Origin of the sequence: Kitasatospora sp. NPDC048545 (assembly GCF_040651155.1) — a bacterium.
In the GTDB taxonomy this organism is placed as follows: domain Bacteria; phylum Actinomycetota; class Actinomycetes; order Streptomycetales; family Streptomycetaceae; genus Kitasatospora.
Genome location: NZ_JBEZIQ010000003.1, coordinates 17,948 through 39,208, shown reverse-complemented (window position 1 = coordinate 39,208; position 21,261 = coordinate 17,948). Strand labels below are relative to the sequence as shown.

The 21,261-nt window shown below is 73.2% G+C and carries 19 protein-coding genes and 1 pseudogene; 11 read left to right on the top strand and 9 right to left on the bottom strand.

Annotated elements, in window-relative coordinates; all coding sequences use genetic code 11:
* Positions 1-45: 45 nt before the first annotated feature.
* Positions 46-660 (top strand): annotated as a pseudogene (locus AB0D10_RS03895) (molybdopterin dinucleotide binding domain-containing protein); the annotation flags it as partial.
* A 78-nt stretch (positions 661-738) separates the two neighbouring features.
* Here AB0D10_RS03895 and AB0D10_RS03890 read toward each other — a convergent pair.
* Positions 739-2,049, bottom strand: coding sequence for a DUF3533 domain-containing protein (locus AB0D10_RS03890; RefSeq protein ID WP_360250793.1), 1,311 nt, complete (start codon positions 2,047-2,049; stop codon positions 739-741).
* Positions 2,050-2,672: 623 nt separating this feature from the next.
* Here AB0D10_RS03890 and AB0D10_RS03885 point away from each other — a divergent pair.
* The 6 genes from AB0D10_RS03885 to AB0D10_RS03860 all read left to right on the top strand — a co-directional run bounded on the left by AB0D10_RS03885 (position 2,673) and on the right by AB0D10_RS03860 (position 9,443).
* Positions 2,673-4,325, top strand: a complete 1,653-nt coding sequence (locus tag AB0D10_RS03885; protein WP_360250790.1) for an NRAMP family divalent metal transporter — start codon at positions 2,673-2,675, stop codon at positions 4,323-4,325.
* A 134-nt stretch (positions 4,326-4,459) separates the two neighbouring features.
* Positions 4,460-4,741 (top strand): hypothetical protein, encoded by a 282-nt coding sequence (locus AB0D10_RS03880; protein ID WP_360250787.1) that lies wholly within the window; start codon positions 4,460-4,462, stop codon positions 4,739-4,741.
* 40 nt (positions 4,742-4,781) lie between these two features.
* Positions 4,782-5,192 carry a winged helix-turn-helix domain-containing protein gene (locus AB0D10_RS03875; RefSeq protein WP_360250784.1) on the top strand — a complete coding sequence of 137 codons (411 nt, stop codon included), beginning with the start codon at positions 4,782-4,784 and terminating at the stop codon, positions 5,190-5,192.
* Between the two features lie 38 nt (positions 5,193-5,230).
* Positions 5,231-5,893, top strand: coding sequence for a hypothetical protein (locus AB0D10_RS03870; protein WP_360250781.1), 663 nt, complete (start codon positions 5,231-5,233; stop codon positions 5,891-5,893).
* A gap of 146 nt (positions 5,894-6,039) precedes the next feature.
* Positions 6,040-7,962, top strand: a complete 1,923-nt coding sequence (locus AB0D10_RS03865; protein WP_360250778.1) for an ABC transporter permease subunit — start codon at positions 6,040-6,042, stop codon at positions 7,960-7,962.
* A 17-nt stretch (positions 7,963-7,979) separates the two neighbouring features.
* Positions 7,980-9,443 carry a nitrate/sulfonate/bicarbonate ABC transporter ATP-binding protein gene (locus AB0D10_RS03860; protein ID WP_360250775.1) on the top strand — a complete coding sequence of 488 codons (1,464 nt, stop codon included), beginning with the start codon at positions 7,980-7,982 and terminating at the stop codon, positions 9,441-9,443.
* Between the two features lie 4 nt (positions 9,444-9,447).
* Here AB0D10_RS03860 and AB0D10_RS03855 read toward each other — a convergent pair whose 3' ends face one another.
* The 6 genes from AB0D10_RS03855 to AB0D10_RS03830 all read right to left on the bottom strand — a co-directional run bounded on the left by AB0D10_RS03855 (position 9,448) and on the right by AB0D10_RS03830 (position 13,634).
* The gene (locus AB0D10_RS03855) at positions 9,448-9,867 is read right to left on the bottom strand and encodes a metalloregulator ArsR/SmtB family transcription factor (protein WP_360250772.1); all 420 of its coding nucleotides are present in this window, start codon (positions 9,865-9,867) and stop codon (positions 9,448-9,450) included.
* Positions 9,868-10,273: 406 nt separating this feature from the next.
* On the bottom strand, positions 10,274-10,804 hold the full coding sequence (locus AB0D10_RS03850) for a hypothetical protein (protein WP_360250769.1): 531 nt from the start codon (positions 10,802-10,804) through the stop codon (positions 10,274-10,276).
* The gene (locus AB0D10_RS03845; RefSeq protein ID WP_360250766.1) at positions 10,801-11,205 is read right to left on the bottom strand and encodes a hypothetical protein; all 405 of its coding nucleotides are present in this window, start codon (positions 11,203-11,205) and stop codon (positions 10,801-10,803) included. The genes AB0D10_RS03850 and AB0D10_RS03845 overlap by 4 nt, the downstream gene beginning before the upstream one ends.
* Before the next feature lie 16 nt (positions 11,206-11,221).
* Entirely contained in the window at positions 11,222-12,811 is a 1,590-nt protein-coding gene (locus AB0D10_RS03840) for a peptidoglycan-binding protein (protein WP_360250763.1), read from the bottom strand.
* A 2-nt stretch (positions 12,812-12,813) separates the two neighbouring features.
* Positions 12,814-13,167 carry a hypothetical protein gene (locus AB0D10_RS03835; RefSeq protein WP_360250760.1) on the bottom strand — a complete coding sequence of 118 codons (354 nt, stop codon included), beginning with the start codon at positions 13,165-13,167 and terminating at the stop codon, positions 12,814-12,816.
* Positions 13,168-13,424: 257 nt separating this feature from the next.
* Positions 13,425-13,634 (bottom strand): hypothetical protein, encoded by a 210-nt coding sequence (locus AB0D10_RS03830; RefSeq protein WP_360250757.1) that lies wholly within the window; start codon positions 13,632-13,634, stop codon positions 13,425-13,427.
* Between the two features lie 240 nt (positions 13,635-13,874).
* On the opposite strand from AB0D10_RS03830, the gene AB0D10_RS03825 reads away from it, so the two are divergent.
* Positions 13,875-14,963, top strand: a complete 1,089-nt coding sequence (locus tag AB0D10_RS03825; protein ID WP_360250754.1) for a branched-chain amino acid aminotransferase — start codon at positions 13,875-13,877, stop codon at positions 14,961-14,963.
* 107 nt (positions 14,964-15,070) lie between these two features.
* Positions 15,071-15,841 carry a TetR/AcrR family transcriptional regulator gene (locus tag AB0D10_RS03820; RefSeq protein ID WP_360250751.1) on the top strand — a complete coding sequence of 257 codons (771 nt, stop codon included), beginning with the start codon at positions 15,071-15,073 and terminating at the stop codon, positions 15,839-15,841.
* 156 nt (positions 15,842-15,997) lie between these two features.
* Here the strand turns inward: AB0D10_RS03820 and AB0D10_RS03815 are convergent, their stop codons facing one another.
* Together AB0D10_RS03815 and AB0D10_RS03810 are read right to left on the bottom strand one after the other, a co-directional pair.
* Complete coding sequence (locus AB0D10_RS03815) at positions 15,998-17,635, bottom strand: amidohydrolase (RefSeq protein WP_360250748.1); 1,638 nt, start codon at positions 17,633-17,635, stop codon at positions 15,998-16,000.
* A gap of 124 nt (positions 17,636-17,759) precedes the next feature.
* A complete protein-coding gene (locus AB0D10_RS03810; protein ID WP_360250745.1) occupies positions 17,760-19,211 on the bottom strand; it encodes an APC family permease in 1,452 nt (483 codons plus the stop codon).
* 374 nt (positions 19,212-19,585) lie between these two features.
* Between AB0D10_RS03810 and pstS the strand changes: the two genes are divergently transcribed.
* Positions 19,586-20,704 carry a phosphate ABC transporter substrate-binding protein PstS gene (gene pstS / locus AB0D10_RS03805; RefSeq protein WP_360250742.1) on the top strand — a complete coding sequence of 373 codons (1,119 nt, stop codon included), beginning with the start codon at positions 19,586-19,588 and terminating at the stop codon, positions 20,702-20,704.
* 77 nt (positions 20,705-20,781) lie between these two features.
* The gene (locus AB0D10_RS03800; RefSeq protein ID WP_360250739.1) at positions 20,782-21,258 is read left to right on the top strand and encodes a very short patch repair endonuclease; all 477 of its coding nucleotides are present in this window, start codon (positions 20,782-20,784) and stop codon (positions 21,256-21,258) included.
* Positions 21,259-21,261: the final 3 nt, after the last annotated feature.

Sequence of the window (21,261 nt, the reverse complement as noted above, 5' to 3'; positions counted from 1 at the left end):
CAACCCGCTGGTCGAGGCGGCGGCGACCCGGACGATCATCCCGCCTCGGAGCCGGCCATCATCGCCGGGATGGCCCGCGCGGCCCTGCCGGACAGCCCCACCCCGTGGGAGTGGTACATCGAGGACTACGACCGGATCCGCGACACCATGGCGCGGGTCCTGGACGGCTTCGAGGACTTCAACCGCCGGGTGCGGCTGCCGCTGGGCTTCCGGATCAAGCAGCCCGCCCGCGAGCTGGTCTTCCTCACCCCCTCCGGCAAGGCCGAGTTCTCCGCCGCCCCGCTGCCCGACGTCGTCCCCGGGGCCGGCACCCTGGCCCTGGGCACGATGCGCTCGCACGACCAGTGGAACACCACCATCTACTCGGACGACGCCCGCTACCGGGGCGTGCGGGACCTGCGCACCCTGGTCTTCCTGAACAAGGACGACATGCGCGAGCGCGGCATCGCCGAGTTCGACCGGGTGGACGTCACCAGCACCGCCCGGGACGGCAGCACCCGCTCGCTGAGCGGCTACCTGGCCGTCCCGTACGACATCCCGCGCGGCTGCGCGGCCGGGTACATGCCGGAGATGAACGTGCTCTGTGCGCTCGGCGACCGCAGCACGCAGAGCGACCAGCCGATCACGAAGCACCTCACGGTGACCGTGACGAAGGCCTGACCGTCCGGTCCACGCGCCGGCCGCGGTCGCCGTGCCGGTCCCGGTCCACGCGCCGGTTCCGGTCGCGGTTCCGGCGGCTCAGTCGGTCGGCTGGGGCGTCCAGCGGTGCAGGCCCTTGCGGTCGTAGTAGCGGGTCATCCCGAAGCCGAACGCCAGGGCCAGCACCGCACCGATGGCGATCATGGTCCAGCCGCGGGCCAGCCCGGCGTCGCCCCGGGCATCGAAGAACAGGATCGCCCGGATGCCGTCGCTGAGCTGGCGCATCGGCTCGAACACGCTCAGGAAGCGGTAGAAGGAGGGCACCGCCTGCAGCGGCACGGTCGCGCCGGAGGAGGGCAGGGCCAGCGCGATGAAGACGAACATCGAGATCAGCTGTCCGATGCCGCCGAACGCGGCGTTGATCGCCTGCACCCCGAGGCCGACGGCGAGGCTGGCGCAGTAGGCGAAGAGCCAGAGCATCGGCTGGTGCGGGGCGTCCATGCCGAGGACGCCGACCGTGCACAGCAGCACCAGGGAGGTGGTGATCAGCATGATCCCGGCCGTCATGACCATCTTGAGCAGCAGGGTCTGGGTGCGGTTGATCGGGACGGTCGGTCGGCGGGTGTGCCAGGGGCCGATCTCGCTGTCGCTGTAGCCGAGCGCGCCGTCGACGCCGTTGTGGATGATGTTGCCGCCGATGAAGCCGGTCAGGACGGCCAGCAGGGTGAAGTAGAAGGCGCTCAGGCCGAGTCCGCTGCGGCTGCCGATCGGGTGGCCGACCTGGGTCGCGACGGCGAACGGGTCAGCGAGCAACAGGCGCGCGGTGGCGCCGGTGTCCGGGCTCGCGGTGGTCGCGGGGCTCGCGGGCGGAACGGCGGCGAGCAGTTCCCGGCCGGCCGCCTGGGAGGCCTGGTGGGCGGCGTTCTGGGCGATCTGCGCGGCCATCGAGGAACCGAGGCTGCCCAGGCCGGGGTTGGTCAGCACGGTCACGGTCGGGCGCTTCGTGGCGCCGCCGGCGACCAGCGCGGTGACGTCCGCGGTGAAGTCCTCGGGGACGACCAGCGCGCCGTAGACCTTGCCGGCGGCGAGCTGCTCGCGCAGTCCGGCCTCGTCCACCTGCCGCCAGTCGACGGTGCTGTCGGGCGTGCCGGCCACGATCGCCTTCGTCAGCCGGGTGCCGAGGTTGGCCGGCTGCCCAGGCGGCGGCGCGCCCCGGTCCGCGTTCACCAGGGCGATGGGGAGCCGGTGCAGGTGCCCGGTCGGGTTCACGATGCCGCCCATGTAGAGCAGCGAGAGCACGACGGCCAGCAGGCCGCAGAGGACGGTCGGGAAGAGCCACAGCTTCGGGCGCCGGGCGAGCGCCAGCGCCCGGGCCTGCCGGGGAGCCTCCTGGGAACCTTCGGCCGCCATGCCACCCCTCGGGTCCGGGCACGACCTGGTGCCGCTGCCGGTACGGCGGGAAGTCGTTCCGTGGCGGCCGGACGGCCAAACCCCGCGTCACCCGGGTGGGCGTGCCACCCGACCGGAAAGGTAAAGGTTTAACCAAGTGCGCAAGTATGGGTCGCCGGCGGGGATAGGCTCTGACGAGTTGGGGTGAACCGGTGGTCGCATCGCGCGGACCGGTGAACTCCTTGCCGCGTCGATGACTCGCACCACGGGGTGCGCCGGCCGGGAGGAGGCGAGAGACATGGAATGCAGTAGTCCGGGCCACAGTTGCCCCTACCCCCGCTTGCCCTCGCACACCTCCGGCACGCGGTAACGACCTTCCCTGCACGTCGCTCTGACGACGCGTCGATCCGGCACGCGGCTTCGCCATGCCTGTTCGCGCCATGAGGCGCGCTCATGGTCGAGCTCATGAGACTTGCTCATGGGTTGGCCCATGAGACGCGCTCATGGCCGAACTCCCCCTCGCTCATGAGACCTCCTCATGAGCGGCGGACCGCCGCGCGCCGATGCGTCATGCCCACCTGCAGGGAAGTACCGCCGCGTGCCTCCGACCCGCCCCGCCCGCACGGGGCCCACGGGAGGAACTCATGACCACGCACGCCACCCTCGACCCCACGACGCCGACGACGCCCCGCCCGGCGGTCCTCGACGACGCCCACATCGGCGACATCAAGGGCGCGTTCGGCACCGTCCGCCTCGATGACACCGCACCGCGGCAGGGACTGTCGGCCCGGCTGAAGACCCTGCTCGCGATCGTCGGGCCCGGATTGATCGTGATGGTCGGCGACAACGACGCCGGCGCCTTCTCGACGTACGGGCAGGCCGGGCAGAACCACGGCACCCAACTGCTGTGGACGCTGCTGATGCTGGTCCCGGTGTTGTACGTCAACCAGGAGATGGTGCTGCGCCTGGGCGCGGTCACCGGGGTCGGGCACGCCCGGCTGATCCTGGAGCGGTTCGGCAGGTTCTGGGGCGCGTTCAGCGTCATCGACCTGTTCCTGCTGAACGCGCTGACGCTCGTGACGGAGTTCATCGGGGTGACGCTCGCGGCGGGCTACCTGGGACTGCCGAAGGCGGCCTCGGTGGTGCTGGCGGCGGCGATCATCATCGCCTCCGCGTTCACCGGCTCGTTCCGGCGCTTCGAACGGGTCGCGGTGACGCTGTGCGTCGGCTCGCTGCTGCTGGTGCCGATCTACTTCCTGGTGCACCCGAAGACCTCGCAGATGGCGCACGACTTCGTGACGCCCACCGTGCCCGGCGGCTCGGGGCAGCTCGCCGCCGTGATGCTGGTGATCATCTCGATCGTCGGCACCACCGTCGCCCCCTGGCAGCTGTTCTTCCAGCAGTCGTACGTCATCGACAAGCGGATCACCCCGCGCTTCATGACCTACGAGAAGGCCGACCTGTGGATCGGCATCGTGATCGTGATCGTCGGCGCGGCCGCCATGATGGGCTTCACCGCCGCCGCGTTCGCCGGCACCGACGGGTTCGGACAGTTCTCCGACGCGGGCGCCGTCGCCCGGGGCATCGAGGCCAAGGCGGGCCACCTCGCCGGGGTGCTGTTCGCGATCGCGCTGCTGGACGCCTCCATCATCGGCGCGTTCGCCGTCTCGCTCTCCACCGCGTACGCGATCGGCGACGTGTTCGGCATCAAGCACTCGCTGCACCGCGGCGTGAAGGGCGCCAAGGGCTTCTACGGGCTCTACGCGGGTCTGGTGGTCGCGGCGGCGGCGATCACCCTGCTGTCCACCGACTACACGCAGGGCCTGATGACGCAGTTCGTGCAGGTGCTGGCCGGGGTGCTGCTGCCCTCCGCGACCGTCTTCCTGCTGCTGCTCTGCAACGACAGGGCGGTGCTCGGCCCCTGGGTGAACGGGCCCAGGACCAACGCCTTCACCTCCGCCGTGGTCGGCGTCCTGGTGACGCTCTCGATGATCCTCACCGCAGCCGTGGTCTGGCCGGACATCAGCTCCGGCGCGATCCTGTGGATCATGGCCGGCTGCGGAGTCGCCGGCGTCCTGGTCGCCGGGTACTCCTTCACCTTCGGCCGGACGGCCACCAAGGAGGACCCCGTCGACCGCACCGGCCGCGAGGACTGGCGGATGCCCCCGTTGGAGTCCCTCGACAAGCCGGTGATGTCCACCGCCCGCAAGGTCGGCATGGGCGCCCTGCGGGCCTACCTGCTCGTGGCGATGGTGATGGTCATCGTCAAGATCGTCCAGACCGCGCTGAGCCACTGAGCCCGAGCCGTCGGACCCCCGACCCCGTCCACCGCTCGGCGCTCACGGCTCACGGCACACGGCTGACCCCTGACCCCTGACCCCTGACCCCTGACCCCTGACCGACCACCGACCCGTCACGGAGGTGACCTGCCATGACCATCGTCGCCGCTTTCCGACCCGCCCGTCCGTCCACCCGTCCGTCCACCGACCGGGGCCGGACCCGCGCCGCCCTCGCCGCCCTCGCCGCCGTCGGCCGACGGCTGGCAGCGAGCCCGCTGGACCACGCCGTCCTGCAGGCCGCCGTCACCCCGGCCATCGCCCCGGCCGCCACACCGGCGGGCGACCGCACGAGCGGGATGCGCGCCCGTTGGCGGAACGCCACCGCCCCGGACGGCACCACCCGGCTGGAGGCCACCTGGCACCCCGCCCGCTGACCGACCCTCCTGTCCCCAACCCTCCGAGGGAGCATCCGCCATGGTCGTGCGCCGCCCCAGGCTCGACGCCGTCTTCTCCGATCACGCCCCCGCCCCGCCCCGACGCGCCGCAGCCGCCTCCGGACCCGGCTCCGGACCCGGCTCCACCGCCGCCGGCCTCGTGGTGGACACCGAGCAGCGGACCGTCACCGTCGACGGCCACCGGCTCACCCCGCTGCCCTACCTGGAGTTCGAGCTGCTCGCGCACCTGGTCGGCAACCCGCTGCGGGTCCACTCCCGCCGCCAGCTGATGGAGGCGGTCTGGGGCCGCCCGGACACCGGCGAGAGCCGCACCGTCGCCACCCACATCGCCAGGATCCGCCGCAAGCTCGGCCCCGGGCACCGGGAGGCGATCGCCACCGTCCGCCAGATCGGCTACAAGTACGACCCCCGGCTGGCCCGCGTCGCCTGAGCACACCCACTCCCGGCACCGCCGAAGGAGGACCCGCCATGACCCGCACCGCTCTGTTCCACCGCTCCGCCCCGTTCCCCCGGAGCTCCCCGTTCACCCGGAACGGTCCGTCCTCCCGGACCGGCAGGTGTCCCCGGAGCGGCGGAGCGACCGCGCTGTCCGGCGTCCTGCTCGTGCTCGCCCTCCAGGGCCTCGCCGTCGGCCTCGCGCCGGGCCCGCTGCGCCTCTTCCTGTCCGGTGTGCTCATCGGCGCCTCGGTCGCGGGCCTGCTGCTCACCCTGCTGCTGGCCACCGGCCGGCGGCGGGCGGGCACGGCCCGGACGGCGGACCCGCAGAACCGGGCGGACCGGGCGGACCGGGCGGACCGGGCGGACCGACGGGGCGTACGGAGCGCGCGGGCCGGGACGAACGCACCGGGCGACGACGACACCCAGTGGTTCACGGCACGCTCCTTGGAGGGCTTTCCGATGGAGCAGGTCCGGCCGCTCCTGCTCGCCCCCGGCGCTCCCGGCCTGAACCGGCTCTACACCGCCTGGATGTTCGCCACCCACAGCCAGGACCCGCAGTGGATCGCCCACCACCTGGACCTTCCCACCCCGACCGCCCGCCTCCTGGTCACCGCCGCCCGGAACCGTCCCTCCCCCAAGGCCCCACCCGGGACCTCCCCCGGGACTTCCCCCGAGACCCCATCCGGGACCTGATCCGGGACGCAATCCACGAGGTGACCCGCGGCCTGGCCCGGGACGCACCCGGAAGCACTCCGGGACGCACCCCATGCGCAAAGGTCCATTTGCACACAGACGTACGAACGGAGCAGACTGCCGGGGTTTGCGCCGGAGGTACCGCCATGACCCTGCCGAAGCCCGCCCCGGGCACGAATCCGGGCACGGACCCGGTCCGGCCTGCGGGCAGGTCCCCGGATACGGCCCCGGTCCTGTCCCGGATCCTGTCCTGGGGGCCGCTGCCCAGCCCCCGCACGACCGGCCGCCTCGGCCGGGGCGTGTGGGTGGACCTGGTCGTCGCGGCCGCCGTCCTGGTCCTGCTGTACGCCGGGCTGCGGCTCGGCGGGGACACCACCGTCCGGTTCTCCACCGCCCGGGACGCCGTCGTCGACACCGACCCGGCCCGGCTGCCGTACGACGCGGCCCGCACACTGCTGCGGATGTTCGCCGCACTCGCCGTCTCGGTCGTCTTCACCTTCGGCTACGCCTACGCCGCCGCCCGCAGCCGCCGCCTGGAACGCGTGCTGATCCCGGCGCTGGACATCCTCCAGTCGGTGCCGGTGCTCGCCTTCCTGACCGTCGCGGTGACCGGCTTCCTCGCCCTGTTCCCCGGCTCGATGGTGGGCCTCGAATGCGCCGCCGTGTTCGCCATCTTCACGTCCCAGGCGTGGAACATGACCTTCGCCTTCTACCACTCGCTGGTCTCCCTGCCGCGTGAACTCGACGAACTGTCGCGCTCGTTCGGGTTCAGCCGGTGGATGCGCTTCTGGCGGGTCGAGCTGCCCTCGGGCATGATCGGCCTGGTCTGGAACGGCATGCTGAGCTTTGGCGGCGGCTGGTTCTTCCTGGTCGCGTCGGAGGCGATCAGCGTCGACGACCAGCGGTACGCGCTGCCCGGGGTCGGCTCGTACGCGGGCGCGGCGATCGCCGCCGGGGACCTCGGCCGGGTCGGCTGGGCGATCGCCACCATGGTCGTGCTGGTGGTGGGCGTCAACTTCCTCTTCTGGCGGCCGCTGACCGCCTGGGCCGAACGGTTCCGCAACGAGCAGTCCGAGGCCTCCTCGGTCCAGCGCTCCGTCGTCATCGACCTGCTGCGCCGCTCGCACCTGCCCGCCCTGCTCGGCCGGGTGCTGCGCCCGGTCGGGCGGGCGCTCGGCCGGGCCGGCCGGCTGTCCGGCACCGGCCGCGGCCCGCGGTCGGGCCGACCCGCCCACCCCGGCAGTCCCGGCCCCGACGTTCCCGGCCACAACGGCCACCCAGGCCACCCCGGCCACCGCCCCCGTCACCTCCCCCACCCCGCACGGCAGCGGGCCGGCGACGTGGTCTTCGCCGTCGTCGCGGGCGGCATCGTGCTCTGGGGCCTGGTCGACCTCGGCCGCTACCTCGCCGACCGCACCGGCCTCGGCGTGTTCGGCGAACCGCTGCTGCTCGGCCTGGCCACCCTGGCCCGGGTCATCGTCCTGGTCGCGGTGGCCACCGTCGTCTGGGTGCCGGTCGGAGTGCGGATCGGCTTCTCGCCCCGGCTGACCAGGATCGCCCAGCCCGTCGTCCAGGTGCTGGCGAGCTTCCCGGCCAACTTCCTCTTCCCGCTGGCGGTCTGGCTGCTGCTGCGCACCGGTCTGTCGATCGACGTCGGCGGCATCCTGCTGATGGCGCTCGGCGCCCAGTGGTACGTCCTGTTCAACGCCATCGCCGGCGCAATGGCCATCCCCACCGACCTGCGCGAGGCCATGGACGACCTCGGCGTGCGCGGCTGGCAGCGCTGGCGCCGGCTGATCATCCCCGGTGTCTTCCCGGCGTACGTCACCGGCGGCATCACCGCCTCCGGCGGCGCCTGGAACGCCTCCATCGTCTCCGAGGTGGTCACCTTCGGCGGCACCACGCTCACCGCCACCGGCCTCGGCGCGTACATCGCCCGGGCCACCGAACGCGGCGACCACCCGCACCTGCTCGCCGGCGTGGCGGTGATGAGCCTGTACGTCGTCGCCCTCAACCGCCTGTTCTGGCGCCGGCTGTACCGGCTGGCCGAGCGCCGCTACTCGCTCTAGTCCCGGAGACCCCGCCGATGCGCCTCCCCTTCTTCCGCGCCGCCGCCTCGACGGACCACCGGGCCGTTCCCGCCCCGCCCCCCGGGCAGGACGAGGTCCTGCTGGAGACCGTCGGGCTGACCAAGGCCTACGCCGGGGCCGACGGTGAGTTGCCCGTGCTCTCCGGCATCGACCTCACCGTCCGGTCCGGCGAGATCGTCGCGCTGCTCGGCCGCTCCGGCTCCGGGAAGTCCACCCTGCTGCGCTGCCTGGCCGGGCTCCTCCCGCCCGGCACCGGCACCGTTCGTTACCGCGGCACCCCGCTCACCGGTGCCAACCCCGGCACCGCGCTGGTCTTCCAGACCTTCGCCCTGCTGCCCTGGCTGACCGTCCGGCAGAACGTCGAGCTCGGCCTGGAGGCGCGCGGGGTGGCACCCCGCGAACGCGCCCGGGCCGCCGCCCAGGCCATCGACCTGATCGGCCTGACCGGCTTCGAGTCCGCCTACCCCCGCGAGCTCTCCGGCGGCATGCGCCAACGGGTGGGCTTCGCCCGGGCGCTGGTCGTCGAACCCGACGTGCTGCTGATGGACGAGCCGTTCTCCGCGCTCGACGTCCTCACCGCCGAGCACCTGCGCGGCGAGCTGCTGGAACTGTGGGACTCCGGCCAGTTCCCGACCCGGGCCGTCGTCCTGGTCACCCACGACATCGAGGAGGCGGTGCTGATGGCCGACCGCGTCGTCGTCCTCGGCACCCGCCCGCACGGCACCATCCGGGAGACCGTCGAGGTCGGTCTGGAACGGCCGCGCGACCGCGACTGCGCCGCCTTCGACGACCTGGTCGACCGGGTCTACCGGATCATGACCGGCCGCCCCAAGGACCCCCGTTCGAACGACCGTTCCGGGCCCGTCGGGTGGAACGGCGGCGCACCGGGCGGAGCCCGACCCGACGACGGCGCACCGGAGGGGGCCCGACCCGACGACGACGTCCTCCGCCCGGAGCGCCCGACGGTCGCCACCACCCCGCTTCCCACGGCCACGGTCGACGGTCTCTCCGGACTCGCCGCGACGATCGCCCACCGGGGCGGGTGCTGCGACCTCGTCGACCTCGCCGACGAACTCGGCCTCGACATCGACGATCTGCTCCCCCAGGTCGACGCCCTCGACCTGCTCGGCCTGGCCGCCCTCCACGGCGACGACCTGGTCCTCACCCCGGACGGTGCCGCGTTCGCCGGCGCCGACGCCCAGGACGCCCGCGCGGTCTTCGCCGGCGCCGCCCTCGGCGTCCCGCTGATCAGACTGATCGTCAACAGCCTCGGTGACCGGCCCGGCGCGACCGTCCGCGCGGGCTTCCTCCGCGACCTGCTCGCCCGCCACTACACCGGCGACCGGACCGACCGGCAGCTGGAGACCGCGACCGACTGGGGGCGCTACGCCGGACTCTTCACGTACGACGCGGACCGGCAGGAGTACCGGTCGGACCACCGGTCGGACCCGGCCCGCTGAGGGCTCACCCGGCCTGGCCGGTCGCGGGGCGGCGACGCACCGCCCGGACGGCGCGGGCGAAGGGCTGCGGGGCGGTCGCCCCGGCCGGGGCCGCGCCGCCGTCGCCACCGTCGCGGCGGGAAGGCAGGTCGTTGGCGATCAGGGCGGCCTCGGTGAGCAGGCCGCGCACCTCGGCGGCCCGGTAGAAGATCCGCGTCCCCTCCCGGCGCGCCACCACCAGCCCCGCCGCCCGCAGCTTCGCCAGGTGCTGCGAGGTCGCCGCCACGTGCGCGCCCAGCAGTTCGGCCAGCTCGCTCACCGGCGCCTCCCGCCGGCTCAACGCCCACAACAGCCGGTACCGGGACGGATCGGCGACCGCCTTCAGCACCGCCACCGCCCGCTCCGCCGCCTCGGAGTCCCAGGCTTCTTCGTCCGCACCACCCATACACCGATCGTACCGACGCCGCCCGGCCCCCACCCCGGCCCCCGTCGTACGCGGGCCGTCGGCCCCCCCCGACTTCCGGCTTCCGGCGCGCACACCCCCCGCGCTCGCCCGCACACGGCCCGTTCCGCACGACCCGTCACCCCCACCGGACACCCGCTCCCCCGCGCTGCGCGCCCCGTCGCCCGCACGTCCCATCTCCTGGTCGAGCCCCGCCGCGCTGTCCCGGCGGCACAGGATCGACAGTAGGCGGGCACGGACGCCCGGATAGTCCACCTGCGCCCCCGGCCGGGGTGGGTCTGGACCCACCCCGGCCGGAAGGGTGCGGGCTGCACGGCGGTCGCTCCCTGACGCGCTCCCTCCGGGCCCCCTACCGCCGACCGGGTGCCTCGGTCTCCCCGCCGCCCGGTCAGCGCACGTCGACCGTGAAGCGCCGCTCGTCCTGGTCGGAACTCCCGGGGCGGCCGGTGTGGTTGGGGTTGTGCAGGGTGATGGTGGTGCGGCCCGGATCGGGGCCGGCGCGGAAGACGAAGTAGTAGCGGCCGCCGGAGCCCGCCGAGCCGGTGGCGCCGACCAGGTCCCCGAGACCGACGTTCTTGACGTACTCGTCGCCCACGGCCCGCACGGAGGCACCTCCCGTCGACGAGCCGGCGGACGTACCGGCCGACGTACCGGCCGACGTACCGGCCGACGAGCCGACGGACGAGCCGGCCGACGGGTCCGGGTCGGCCACGGTCCAGACCTGCCCGGTCACCCGGTGTGCGCTGACCTCGACGGAGAACAACTCGCCCGGCCTGACGCCCAGTTCACCGGAGGTCTGGGCGAAGACCGTGCCGTGGTCGAGCTTGCCGGTGGTCATCCGGTGCACCACCACCGCGCCCGCCACGCCCGCGACGGCCAGCACGGCGACCGACGCGATCAGGATCCGGCGCCACGTCACGCGCTCGCCTCCCGGTGGGTGACCCGCAGCGCCAGGACGGCGGCGACCGCGTCCAGCCATCGGGCGACCAGCAGGTCCCCGGTCACGTCCCCGGCGACCATCGAGGCCGCCTCCAGCCAGCCGCGCGCCACGGCGGCCGCCGGGCCGGGCAGCGGTTCGGTGAGCGCGGCGGCGTGGCGGGTGCCGCCGGAGCGGACCACCTCGCCGAGGAAGACCAGGGCGCGCGGCAGGGCGCCGAGCCGGTCGACGGTGATCGCGGCGGCCACCGCGCCGTCGCCGAACAGCGCGGCGCGGTGCGGGCCGGGGGCCGGCAGTCCGAAGCGCAGCAGGACCTCGACGTCCAGCTCGGCCAGCCGGGCGTCGCTCATGGGCTGCGGGGTCGGTCGGGGGGTAGTGCTCACGTGCTCACCTACGGCCTCACTCGGGCATCTGGACGTGGTCGGCGATCGGCATGTTGCCGCCCTGCGCCGCGCCCTCCATGTGGTTGTTGACGAAGTCGCTCTCGCTGACCCAGACGGTGTAGCCCCAGGGGTTGTAGATCTCCAGCTGGTCGCCGCGGTGCCCGATGATCATCATCTGGTGGCCGTCCGGACGGAACCAGGTGTCCTCCTTGACCCCGATCGGCACCGGCTTGCCCTGGTCCACCGCCGACTCGACCCGGGCCAGCACGTCCTTGCGCTGCTCGGGGCCCTCCAGGTCGACGGTGTGGTAGCCGGCCCCGGTGTGCTTGCCGATCTCGTCGTCGGCAGCGTCCTTGGACTCCCCGTCGCTCATCCCGTCCTGCCACTCGTTCCACCAGTTCTTGGAGTCGTAGACGCGGTCGGTCTCCTTGAGCCAGCGGTCGTACGCGGCCTTGCCGTTGTCGTACGCCGGGTCGCCCGGGTGCCCGCCGGTGGTGAGCTGGAGGGAGTAGAGCGGGTCGACCATCGCCCGGGCGGTGACGGTCGAGCCGGCCACGCAGGTCGGTTTGTCGCCCTGGTTCCACGCCACGCCCTGGTAGGCGGTGTCGGCCTGGTTGCCGGAGGAGGAGTCGATCTGCACCGGGGAGAGGCGCTGGGCCAGCCAGGCCGGGTCGCCGCCGTGCTCGTGGATCCGGTCGTCGAAGGCCTTGATCTCGTCGTAGCCGTGTCCGGCGGCCAGCGCCTTCATCAGGTAGGCGCGTTCCTCGGGGGACTTGCTGCCGGCCAGCAGCTGGTCGAAGCGGGTCCGGTCGGCGTCGCTCATGCCGTCCATGAACTGGCCGGCCCTGGTCACGTCGTTGGCCGTGAGGATGGTCCCGAACTGGTCGCTGCCGGCGACCGCCGCGTCCGCGACGACCAGCTTGTCGGCCGCGCCGAGGCCCTTGTTCCTGAAGCGGGCGGCCAGCGCCTTGTCCGCCAACGCGTTCAGTTCACGGGCGGCGGCGCGCCCGGCGTCCTCGGCCTTCACCGCCGCGTCGTAGATCGACTTGATGCCGTCCTTCGCCTTGGCGTGGGCGGTGTGCATCGTGTCGTCGTCCCAGTTGAACGGGTCCGGCGCGCCCGAGACCGTGATGTCGTGCAACAGCTTCAACGCCTCGCTCAGCGGCGCGTGGCCCTGCCCGTGCAGGGTCTGCGCCTCGCTCAGCGCGGAGGCCAGCGCGTTCAACTGGTCCCGACCCTTGCCCAGCACGTCTCGGCAGCGCGTCAGGTCGTCGGCGGAGGCCTTGACGACCTCGGCCGCCTTCTCCCCGACCTGTCCGGTCCAGGCGTCCGGCAGGTGTTCGGCGCCGACCCGCGCCACCTTCATCTGGATGATGTCCAGCTGACTGTTCGCCGTGTTGTACGCGGCGGCGAACTCGCCGAGCTTGCCCGGGTCCCCCTTGGGCGCCGGCAGCTGCAGGGCGTCGTGGACGGCGTACTTGAGGTCTCCGGCGCCCCACATGCCGTGGGACTCGTCGATGGTCTTCTTGAGCCGCTCGGCCTGCTCCCGCTGGTTGCCCAGGTCGATGCCGAACGGGCCGAGCGGGTTCGGGCTGTGGTCGGGCACCGTCACGCCCCCTGCTGCTGGTACTGCTCACCGACGACGTGGTCGGTGCCGGTGTAGTTGGCCACGGTGATGTGCACCCGGCCGCCGAGGTCCTTCAGCGCGTCGACGTTCACGCCCAACTCGTCCTGCCAGGCCTGCCAGAACGCCTTCGCCGCGTCCCCCGCGCCGTACTCGCCGAAGGTGCCCTCGCCGGACATGCCCAGCTTGCCGAGCGTGTCCTTGACCGATCCCACGTCGGTGCTCGCCGTCACCAGCTGGTCGCCCGCGTCCCCGAGCTTGTCCGGATGGGCGCTGAACCCTGCCCCGGCACCGCTGCCGCCACTTCCACTGCCGTTGCCACTGCCGTTGCCGCTCATGCGTCTCCCCCGATTCCCGGTCGTCGCCCGGTCGTTGGTCGGCCGTTGGTCGGTCGTCCGTCTCCGGCCGCCCGGTCGCCGGTCGGCCCCCGGCCGTTCCTCCGTGGAGCGGCGGTCAGCCTAGCGGCAGTTCTGCCGCCCGCCCCCGGCCTGAACACCGGCTTGGAAGGGTGGTCGCACAACCCGCCCGATCTACCCGGAACGATCACAGGATCGAGGGGATCCCTTGGGGAACCGCCGCGTCCGCCGTCGGCCGCTCAGCACTGCACGGCGGCGTCCACCCCGTCCATCTCCAGCGTCAGACGCTCCTCGGCCGCCGCGCCGTCCCGCCGGACCGCCACCCGGTACTCGTCCTGGAGGCTCCGCGGTACGGCGACCGTGCGGACGGTGCGGGGCACGCCCTCGACCTCGATCGCGTACCCCTTCACGACCGGGAAGTCCCGCCCCTGGCAGGAGAGGTGATCCACCCGCCACCGCTACGGGGGAACCTCCGTGTCCGTTCGCCGTGCCCGGTTCGTCCCGGCCGCCTCGCCCTCGGCGTCACCCTCGGCATCACGCTCACCGCGACCGGAACGGGCCCGGGCGCAGCCCCAGGGGACCCCCACGTCCCGTATCCCGTCCGGCTGACGGCCGTTAGCATGACGGGCGAGGCGTCGGCAACCGGCGCCCGATCGGGCAGATTCCGCTTCGGTGCCGAGGAGTTGACGATGCGTCCCGCATTCCCGCTGGTCCGGACGACCACCCCCGTACCGGAGGCGGAGCGACGCGCCGTCCTCGCCGCGCCGGGCTTCGGCAAGCACTTCACCGACCACATGGCCACCGCCGCCTGGACGACGGCCGAGGGCTGGCACGACCGCCGGGTCGGGCCGCTGGCGCCGTTCTCGCTGCACCCGAGCGCGTCGGTGCTGCACTACGCGCAGGAGATCTTCGAGGGCCTGAAGGCCTACCGGCACACCGACGGCGGCGTCCGGCTGTTCCGGCCCGAGTTCAACGCCCGCCGCTTCGCCCGCTCCGCGGAGCGGCTCGCGCTGCCCGTGCTGCCGGAGGAGGACTTCCTCGCGAGCGTCGAGGAACTGGTCCGCGCGGACGAGGCGTGGGTGCCGGGCGCCGGGGGCGAGGCGAGCCTCTACCTGCGGCCGTACATGTTCGCCTCGGAGGCCTTCCTCGGGGTACGGCCCGCCGAGGAGGTCGTCTACTCGGTCATCGCGAGCCCGGCCGGGCCGTACTTCCCCGGCGGGGTCACCGGCATCACGCTGTGGGTCAGCAGCCGGTACACCCGCGCCGGGCGGGGCGGCACGGGCGCGGCCAAGTGCGGCGGCAACTACGCCTCCAGCCTGGCCGCGCAGATCGAGGCGCGGGAGCACGGCTGCGACCAGGTGCTGTTCCTGGACGACACCGGCGGCAAGGGTGACCTGGAGGAGTCCGGCACGATGAACCTGTGCCTGGTCACCTCGGGCGGCGAGCTGGTCACCCCCGGGCTCGGCACCATCCTCGACGGCGTCACCCGGGACTCGATCCTGGCCCTCGCCGCCGAGTTCGGCCTGACACGGGTCGAACGCGCCGTCACCTTCGCCGAGTTGCGCGCCGGCGCCGCCGACGGCAGCGTCACCGAGGTGTTCGCGGCCGGCACCGCGGCGGTGATCACCCCGATCGTCGCGCTGAAGGGCGAGGGCTTCGAGTTCACCGTCGGCGGCGGTGCGCCCGGCAAGTACACCCTCGACATCCGCGGGCACCTGCTGGACATCCAGTACGGGCGCGCCGAGGACCGGTACAGCTGGCTGCGGCGGGTGGTCTGACCGGGTCCTGGACCGCCGCACTCCGCACCCCACCCCACGCCTCCCCTGCCCACCTCGTCCCGCCTCGCCCCTTCTCTCCGTCAACGCCGTTGACATAGCCTGCGGGCATGACCGACCGCGTGATCCCCGAACCGCAGCGGAGGCGCCGGCGCCCCACCAAACAGGGCGTCGTCCTCTCCGCCGAGCTGATCGTCGACACCGCGATCCGGCTGATCGGACAGCACGGCGCCGACGCGCTCACCGTACGGCGCCTCGGCGCCGCGCTCGGCGCCGACCCGAGCGCGGTCTACCGCTACTTCCACAGCACCGACGACCTGCTGCTCGCCGTCGCCGACGACCTCATCGGCCAGGCCCAGCACGGCTGGCAGCCCACCGGTGACTGGCGCGCCGACCTGCGCGCCATCGGCCTGCGCATCCACGCCGCCTACCAGGCCCACCCGCAGGCCGCCCTGCTCGCCGCCCACCGCACCACCGGCCGCGCCCACGAGACCGCCGCCGTCGAGACCATCCTCGGCATCCTGCGCACCGCCGGCTTCCCGGACCCGGAGGCCGTCCGCGTCTACCACGCCTTCGTCGACCAGAGCCTCGGCTTCGCCGCCCTGGACGCCGCCGCGCTCGCCCTCCCGGCACCCGCCGCGGCCGCCGACCTCCAGGTCTGGCAGGCCTCCTACGCCCGGCTCGACGCCACCACCCACCCGCACATCGCCGCGACCGCCGAACTGCTCACCGGCGACATGCGCCGCAGCGGCTACCCGTACGCCCTGGACCTCCTCCTCGACGCGGCCGAGGCCCGTCTCCGGGCGGCCTCGCACGACGCGGCGGGAAGGAGCCACGCGGCGGGCGGGGACGACTCGGCGGGCGACGTTCACGACGGCTGACCGCCGGCCCGCGGACACGGCACCGCCGGTGGTGCGCCCCCGTGCGCTCACCACCGGCGGCCGGCACGCCCCGGGCCTCCGGCCCGTACCCCGGGGGCTCGGACCGGTACCCCCGGGCCTCGGAGCCGCGGCCCGGCCCCGGATCCCCGGCCGGGCTCAGTCCGCCGCGTGCACCAGCTCCCCGCCCACGTAGGTCCGCAGCACCCGGGCCTGCGCGATCTCCCCGGCCGGCCCGGTGAGGACGTCCCGGTCGAGCACGACCAGGTCCGCGAGCCGGCCGGCCGCCAGCACACCCGCGTCGTCGTGCCCGTTCACGTACGCGGACCCGGCCGTGTACGCGGCGATGGCGGAGCCCAGGTCGAGCCGCTGCTCGGGCAGGAAGACCCGGCCGTCGGTGGCCTCCGGCTCCATCCGGTTGACCGCCACGTGCAGGCCCGCGAGCGGGTCCGGGCTGCTCACCGGCCAGTCGCTGCCCGCCGCCAGGGTGGCGCCCGCGCGCTGGAGGTCGCCGAACGGGTACTGCCAGGCGGCGCGTTCCGGGCCGAGGAAGGGGATGGTCAGCTCGTCCATCTGCGGTTCGTGGGCGGCCCAGAGCGGCTGGATGTTGGCGATCGCGCCGAGCCGGGCGAAGCGGGCCAGGTCGTCCGGGTGGACCACCTGGAGGTGGGCGAGGTGGTGCCGGGCGCCGCGCCACCCGTTGGCGGTCCGGGCGGCCTCGACGGCGTCCAGCGCCTCACGGACGGCCCGGTCGCCGAGCGCGTGGAAGTGCACCTGGAAGCCGAGCGCGTCCAGTTCGGTGACGTACCCGCGAAGCGCGTCCGGATCGACGAAGCTGAGGCCGGAGTTGGGGGTGGCGCAGCCGCAGCCGTCCAGGTACGGGCTGGTCATCGCGGCGGTGAAGTTCTCCGCGATGCCGTCCTGCATGATCTTCACCGAGCCAGCCCGGAACCTCCCGTGGCTCAACTCCTCCCGTCGTCGCACCAGTTCGGCGATCTGCTCGGCGCCCCGGTCACGCTGCCACCAGAGCGCGCCGGTCACCCGGGCGGTCAGCGCGCCGGAGCGCGCCGCGGCCAGGTAGGCGTCGGACGGGTCCGGCTGGCCGTTGAACTCGCCGAGCAGCGCGTCCTGCCAGCCGGTGATGCCGAGCGAGTGCAGCAGCCGCTGGGCGCGCAGCAGCCCGTCCAGCCGGTCGGCGGTGGTGGAGGGCGGCACCAGCCGGGCGACCAGCGCGGTGGCGCCCTCCTGCAGCGTGCCGCCGGGGGTGCCGTCGGCCTCGCGCTCGATCCGTCCGTCGGCCGGGTCGGGGGTGTCCCGGGTCAGGCCGGCGAGTTCCAGCGCCCGGGTGTTGGCCCAGGCGCCGTGGTGGTCCCGGTTGGTCAGGTACACCGGCCGGTCGGGGACGACGGAGTCCAGCAGCCGGCGGGTCGGCAGGCCGCCGTCGAAGCTCTCCATCGACCACCCGCTGCCGGTGATCCACTCCTGCCCGGGATGGGCCTGCGCGTACGCCCGGATCCGCTCCAGGTAGTCGGCGACGCCGACCGTCCCGGTGAGGTCGCAGGCCGCCAACTCCGTTCCGCCGTAGACCGCGTGGATGTGCGCGTCCTGGAAGCCGGGCAGCAGCAGCTTGCCGGTGAGGTCCACGACCTCGGTCTTCGGCCCGATCAGCTCCCGGACCTCGTCGTGCCCGACGGCGGCGATCCGCTCGCCGACGACGGCCAGGCTGCTCGCCCTCGTCCGGGCGGCGTCACCGGTGTGGACGGGGCCGCGGGTGAAGACCAGATCGGCCTGGGTCATGGGTGGTGCTCCGTTCTCGTGCAACTCGTGTCTGCCGGATCTCTCGGATCTCTCGGATCCCTCGCGCGTGGCGCGACGTGCTTCGCCGTACGGCCTTTCGTCGTCTTCTCCGCCGCCGTGCGCCCTACGACTCCTGAACGGCCGGGGAGTTGCCCGGATCCCCCGCGCCGTCCAGGAAGTACGGTGAGCGCCGCCGCCAGCGGGCCCAGGCCGCCGCCGGCAGCCCGGTGACGACCATCAGCGTCACCACCGTCAGCTCGAACCACCCGTTGTCGGCGGACAGTTCGAAGTGGTCGGTGGAGTCGTAGAAGGTCCAGGCGAGGTAGCCGCCGACCGCGAGCAGTGCCGCCGCGCCCAGCAGCGGGCCGACCACCGCGCGCAGCGCCTCCACCGGGTCGGTGCGCAGCAGCCCGCGGAACCGGACGGCCGCGGCGACGGCGGTCAGCGCGTAGTAGAGCGCGACGATGACGCCGATCGCGTTGACGGCGGCCGAGATCAGGTCGTTGACGGTCGGGATGGCGATCGAGGCCAGGGCCAGGGCGACGGCGACGCCGGTGATCAGCAGCGTGCCGACGGCGGGCGTGGCGTGCCGGGGGTGCAGCCGGGTCCAGACCGGGCCGAGCACCCGGTCGCGTCCCATCGCGTACATCCCGCGGGCGGTCGGGATCACCGAGGACTGCAGCGAGGCCACCGCGGAGAACATCAGCGCGATCAACGGCAGTGCGGCGAGCGGCTGGTGGGCGAGCCTGGTGCCGAAGTAGGTCAGTCCGTGCGCGCCGTTGTCCGCCAACTCGTCGATCGGCAGGACCCGTTGGAACGCGGTGCCGGCCAGCAGGAAGAGCAGCAGCATCACCACCAGGGCGAGTATGCCGCCCCGGGAGGCGTCGCGCGGGTCGCGTACCTCCTCACCGACGCTGAACACCGACTCGAAGCCCCAGTAGCAGAACACGGCCAGCACCATGCCCTGCGCGACGGCGTCGAAGGAGGGGATGTCGAAGGGGTTGAACCACTGCGCGGAGAACGGCTGGTCACCCGCGAACAGCCCGTACCCGCAGAAGCCGAGCAGCACCGCGTACTCGAACACCAGCAGCGCCTTCTGCAGCCGGGCGGCCGTCTCCAGTCCGCGCACCGCGACCAGCGCGGCGCCGACCAGGACGACCAGGCCGAGCAGGGTGCACTGGACGGTGGAGTCCGCGTCCAGCCGCAGGCCCGCGACGCTGCGCAGGTGCGCCTCGTCGAGCAGTTGGATGATCGACGAGCCGGTGACGGTCGTGGTGTACGCCATGAACACCACCGTGCCGACGGTGTTCACCCAGCCGGTGAGGAACCCCAGCCAGGGGTTGAGGATCCGCCCGACCCAGCGGTAGCTGCTGCCGGCGTCCGGCTCCACCGCGTTCAGCCGTCCGTAGCCGCCCGCGATCGCGAGCACGGGCAGGAAGGCCAGCAGCATGATCGCCGGCAGGTGCAGGCCTACCACGCCGGCCATCAGGCCCAGGCCGATCCCGATACTGCTGGTGGCGGCCGTGCTGGACGCGGCGATCGTCGCGCCGTCCAACAGGCCGAGCGACTTTCGCATCACGACGCTTGAGCCGCTCGCGTCCGTTCTCGGGCCGCCGCCCGTGTCCTTCACCGTCGATGCCAACGGATCACCGCCTTGGTCGTGGGGGTGCACGTGTGTGGTCGTGGGGGTGCACGTGTGTGTGGGGGAACGCGCGCATCTCAGGGGCGGTGCGCGCGGGAAGTGCGAGCCATGAAACAGGTGGCCCGCGCAACACGTCAATGCTGTTGTCATAAGGGCAGGGGCCGTCGGGTCCCGCCCCGACCCCCCGCCCTTCACCACGGGTTCACCCGTGCCCGGAACCCGCGTTCACCCGCGCCGCCTACGGTCTTCGCGCTGAGGTCACCGAGACCGCGTCCACAGACGCACACGCCGACGAGAGGGATCCACAGATGCTCCAGCGCAACCGCCGGTCCGCCGCCCTCACCCTGAGCACGATGGCGCTGGCAGGCGCCCTGTCGCTCACCGCCTGCGGGAGCGACGACAACAAGACCGGGACGGCCACCGCGAACGGCTCCGCGCCCGTGGTCGCCTGCGGCAAGGGCGGCACCCTCCTCGGCGCCGGCTCCACGGCGCAGGGCAACGCGATGGACCTGTGGAAGACCACCTACGCGACCTCCTGCTCCGGCACCACCGTCAACTACAGCGGCGGCGGCTCCGGTGCGGGCATCCAGCAGTTCACCCAGGGCAAGGTCGCCTTCGCCGGCACGGACTACGTCCTCAAGCCCGCCGACGTCGACGCCTCCAAGGCCGTCTGCACCGGCGGCAAGGCCATCGGCCTGCCGATGGTCGGCGGCCTGGTCTCGCTGGTCTTCAACGTCGACGGCGTCGACAACCTCGTCCTGGACGGCCCGACCGCCGCCAAGATCTTCGACTCGCAGATCACCAAGTGGAACGACCCGGCCATCGCCGCCCTCAACCCGGGCGCCAAGCTGCCGGACGCCGACATCCAGTCCGTCCACCGCTCCGACGACTCCGGCACCACCTTCAACCTCACCTCCTACTTCGCCAAGACCTCCGGCGGAGCCTGGAGCGCGGCCCCGGACAAGGCGTGGAAGGGCAAGGGCGGCCAGTCCGCGAACGGCAGCGCCGGCGTCTCCGCCCAGATCAAGCAGGTCAAGAACTCCATCGGCTACGCCGAGCTGTCCTACGCCCAGATCAACAACCTCAAGAGCGCCCGGATCTCGACCGGCGCCGCCCAGCCCGTCGAGGCCACCGCCGCCAACGCGGCCGCCACCTTCGCCACCTCCACCGTCGTCGGCACCGACGGCGACCTCGCCCTCTCCCTCGACTACGGCACCAAGGCCGACAACGCCTACCCGATCGTCCTCGTCACCTACGAGGTCGTCTGCGACAAGGGCAACAAGGCCGAGTCCCTCGACACCCTCAAGTCCTTCCTCGCCTACACCATCGGCGACGCCTCCCAGAAGGCCATCGCCGAGAAGGGCTACGTCCCCCTCCCCGCCGCCATCGGCGACAAGGTGAAGACCGCCGTCACCACCCTCGCCTGACCCACCCCCGGCCCGGCCCCTCGACGGGGGCCGGGTCCGGCAGGGCCCCTGTCGGACCCCGGCGCCAGAATGGGGTCATGCCCTCCTTGGAGACCACTCCGAAGATCCGCGCCCGGATGAGCAAGCAGCGCAGTCACGACACGGGCATCGAGGTCACCCTCCGTCGCGCCCTGTTCGCGGCCGGGTTCCGTTACCGCGTCCACCGCAAGCCGCTCAAGGGCATGCGCCGCGAGGCCGACATCCTGTTCGGTCCGGCCCGCGTCGCGGTCTTCGTCGACGGCTGCTTCTGGCACGGCTGCCCGGAACACGCGACGTGGCCCAAGAACAACGCCGAATTCTGGCGGGAGAAGATCGAGAAGAACCGGGCCCGGGACCGGGACACCGACGCCCGCCTCGCCGAGGCCGGTTGGCTGCCGGTCCGCGTCTGGGAGCACGAGAGTGCCGCCGAAGCCGCCGAGCGGATCGCCGCCCTCGTCGACGGGCGACGGCCGGGGCGTGGGCGGAACGCCGGGGAAGCAGCGACCGAGTACGTCGCACCCCCTGTCGCCGGCTAGACT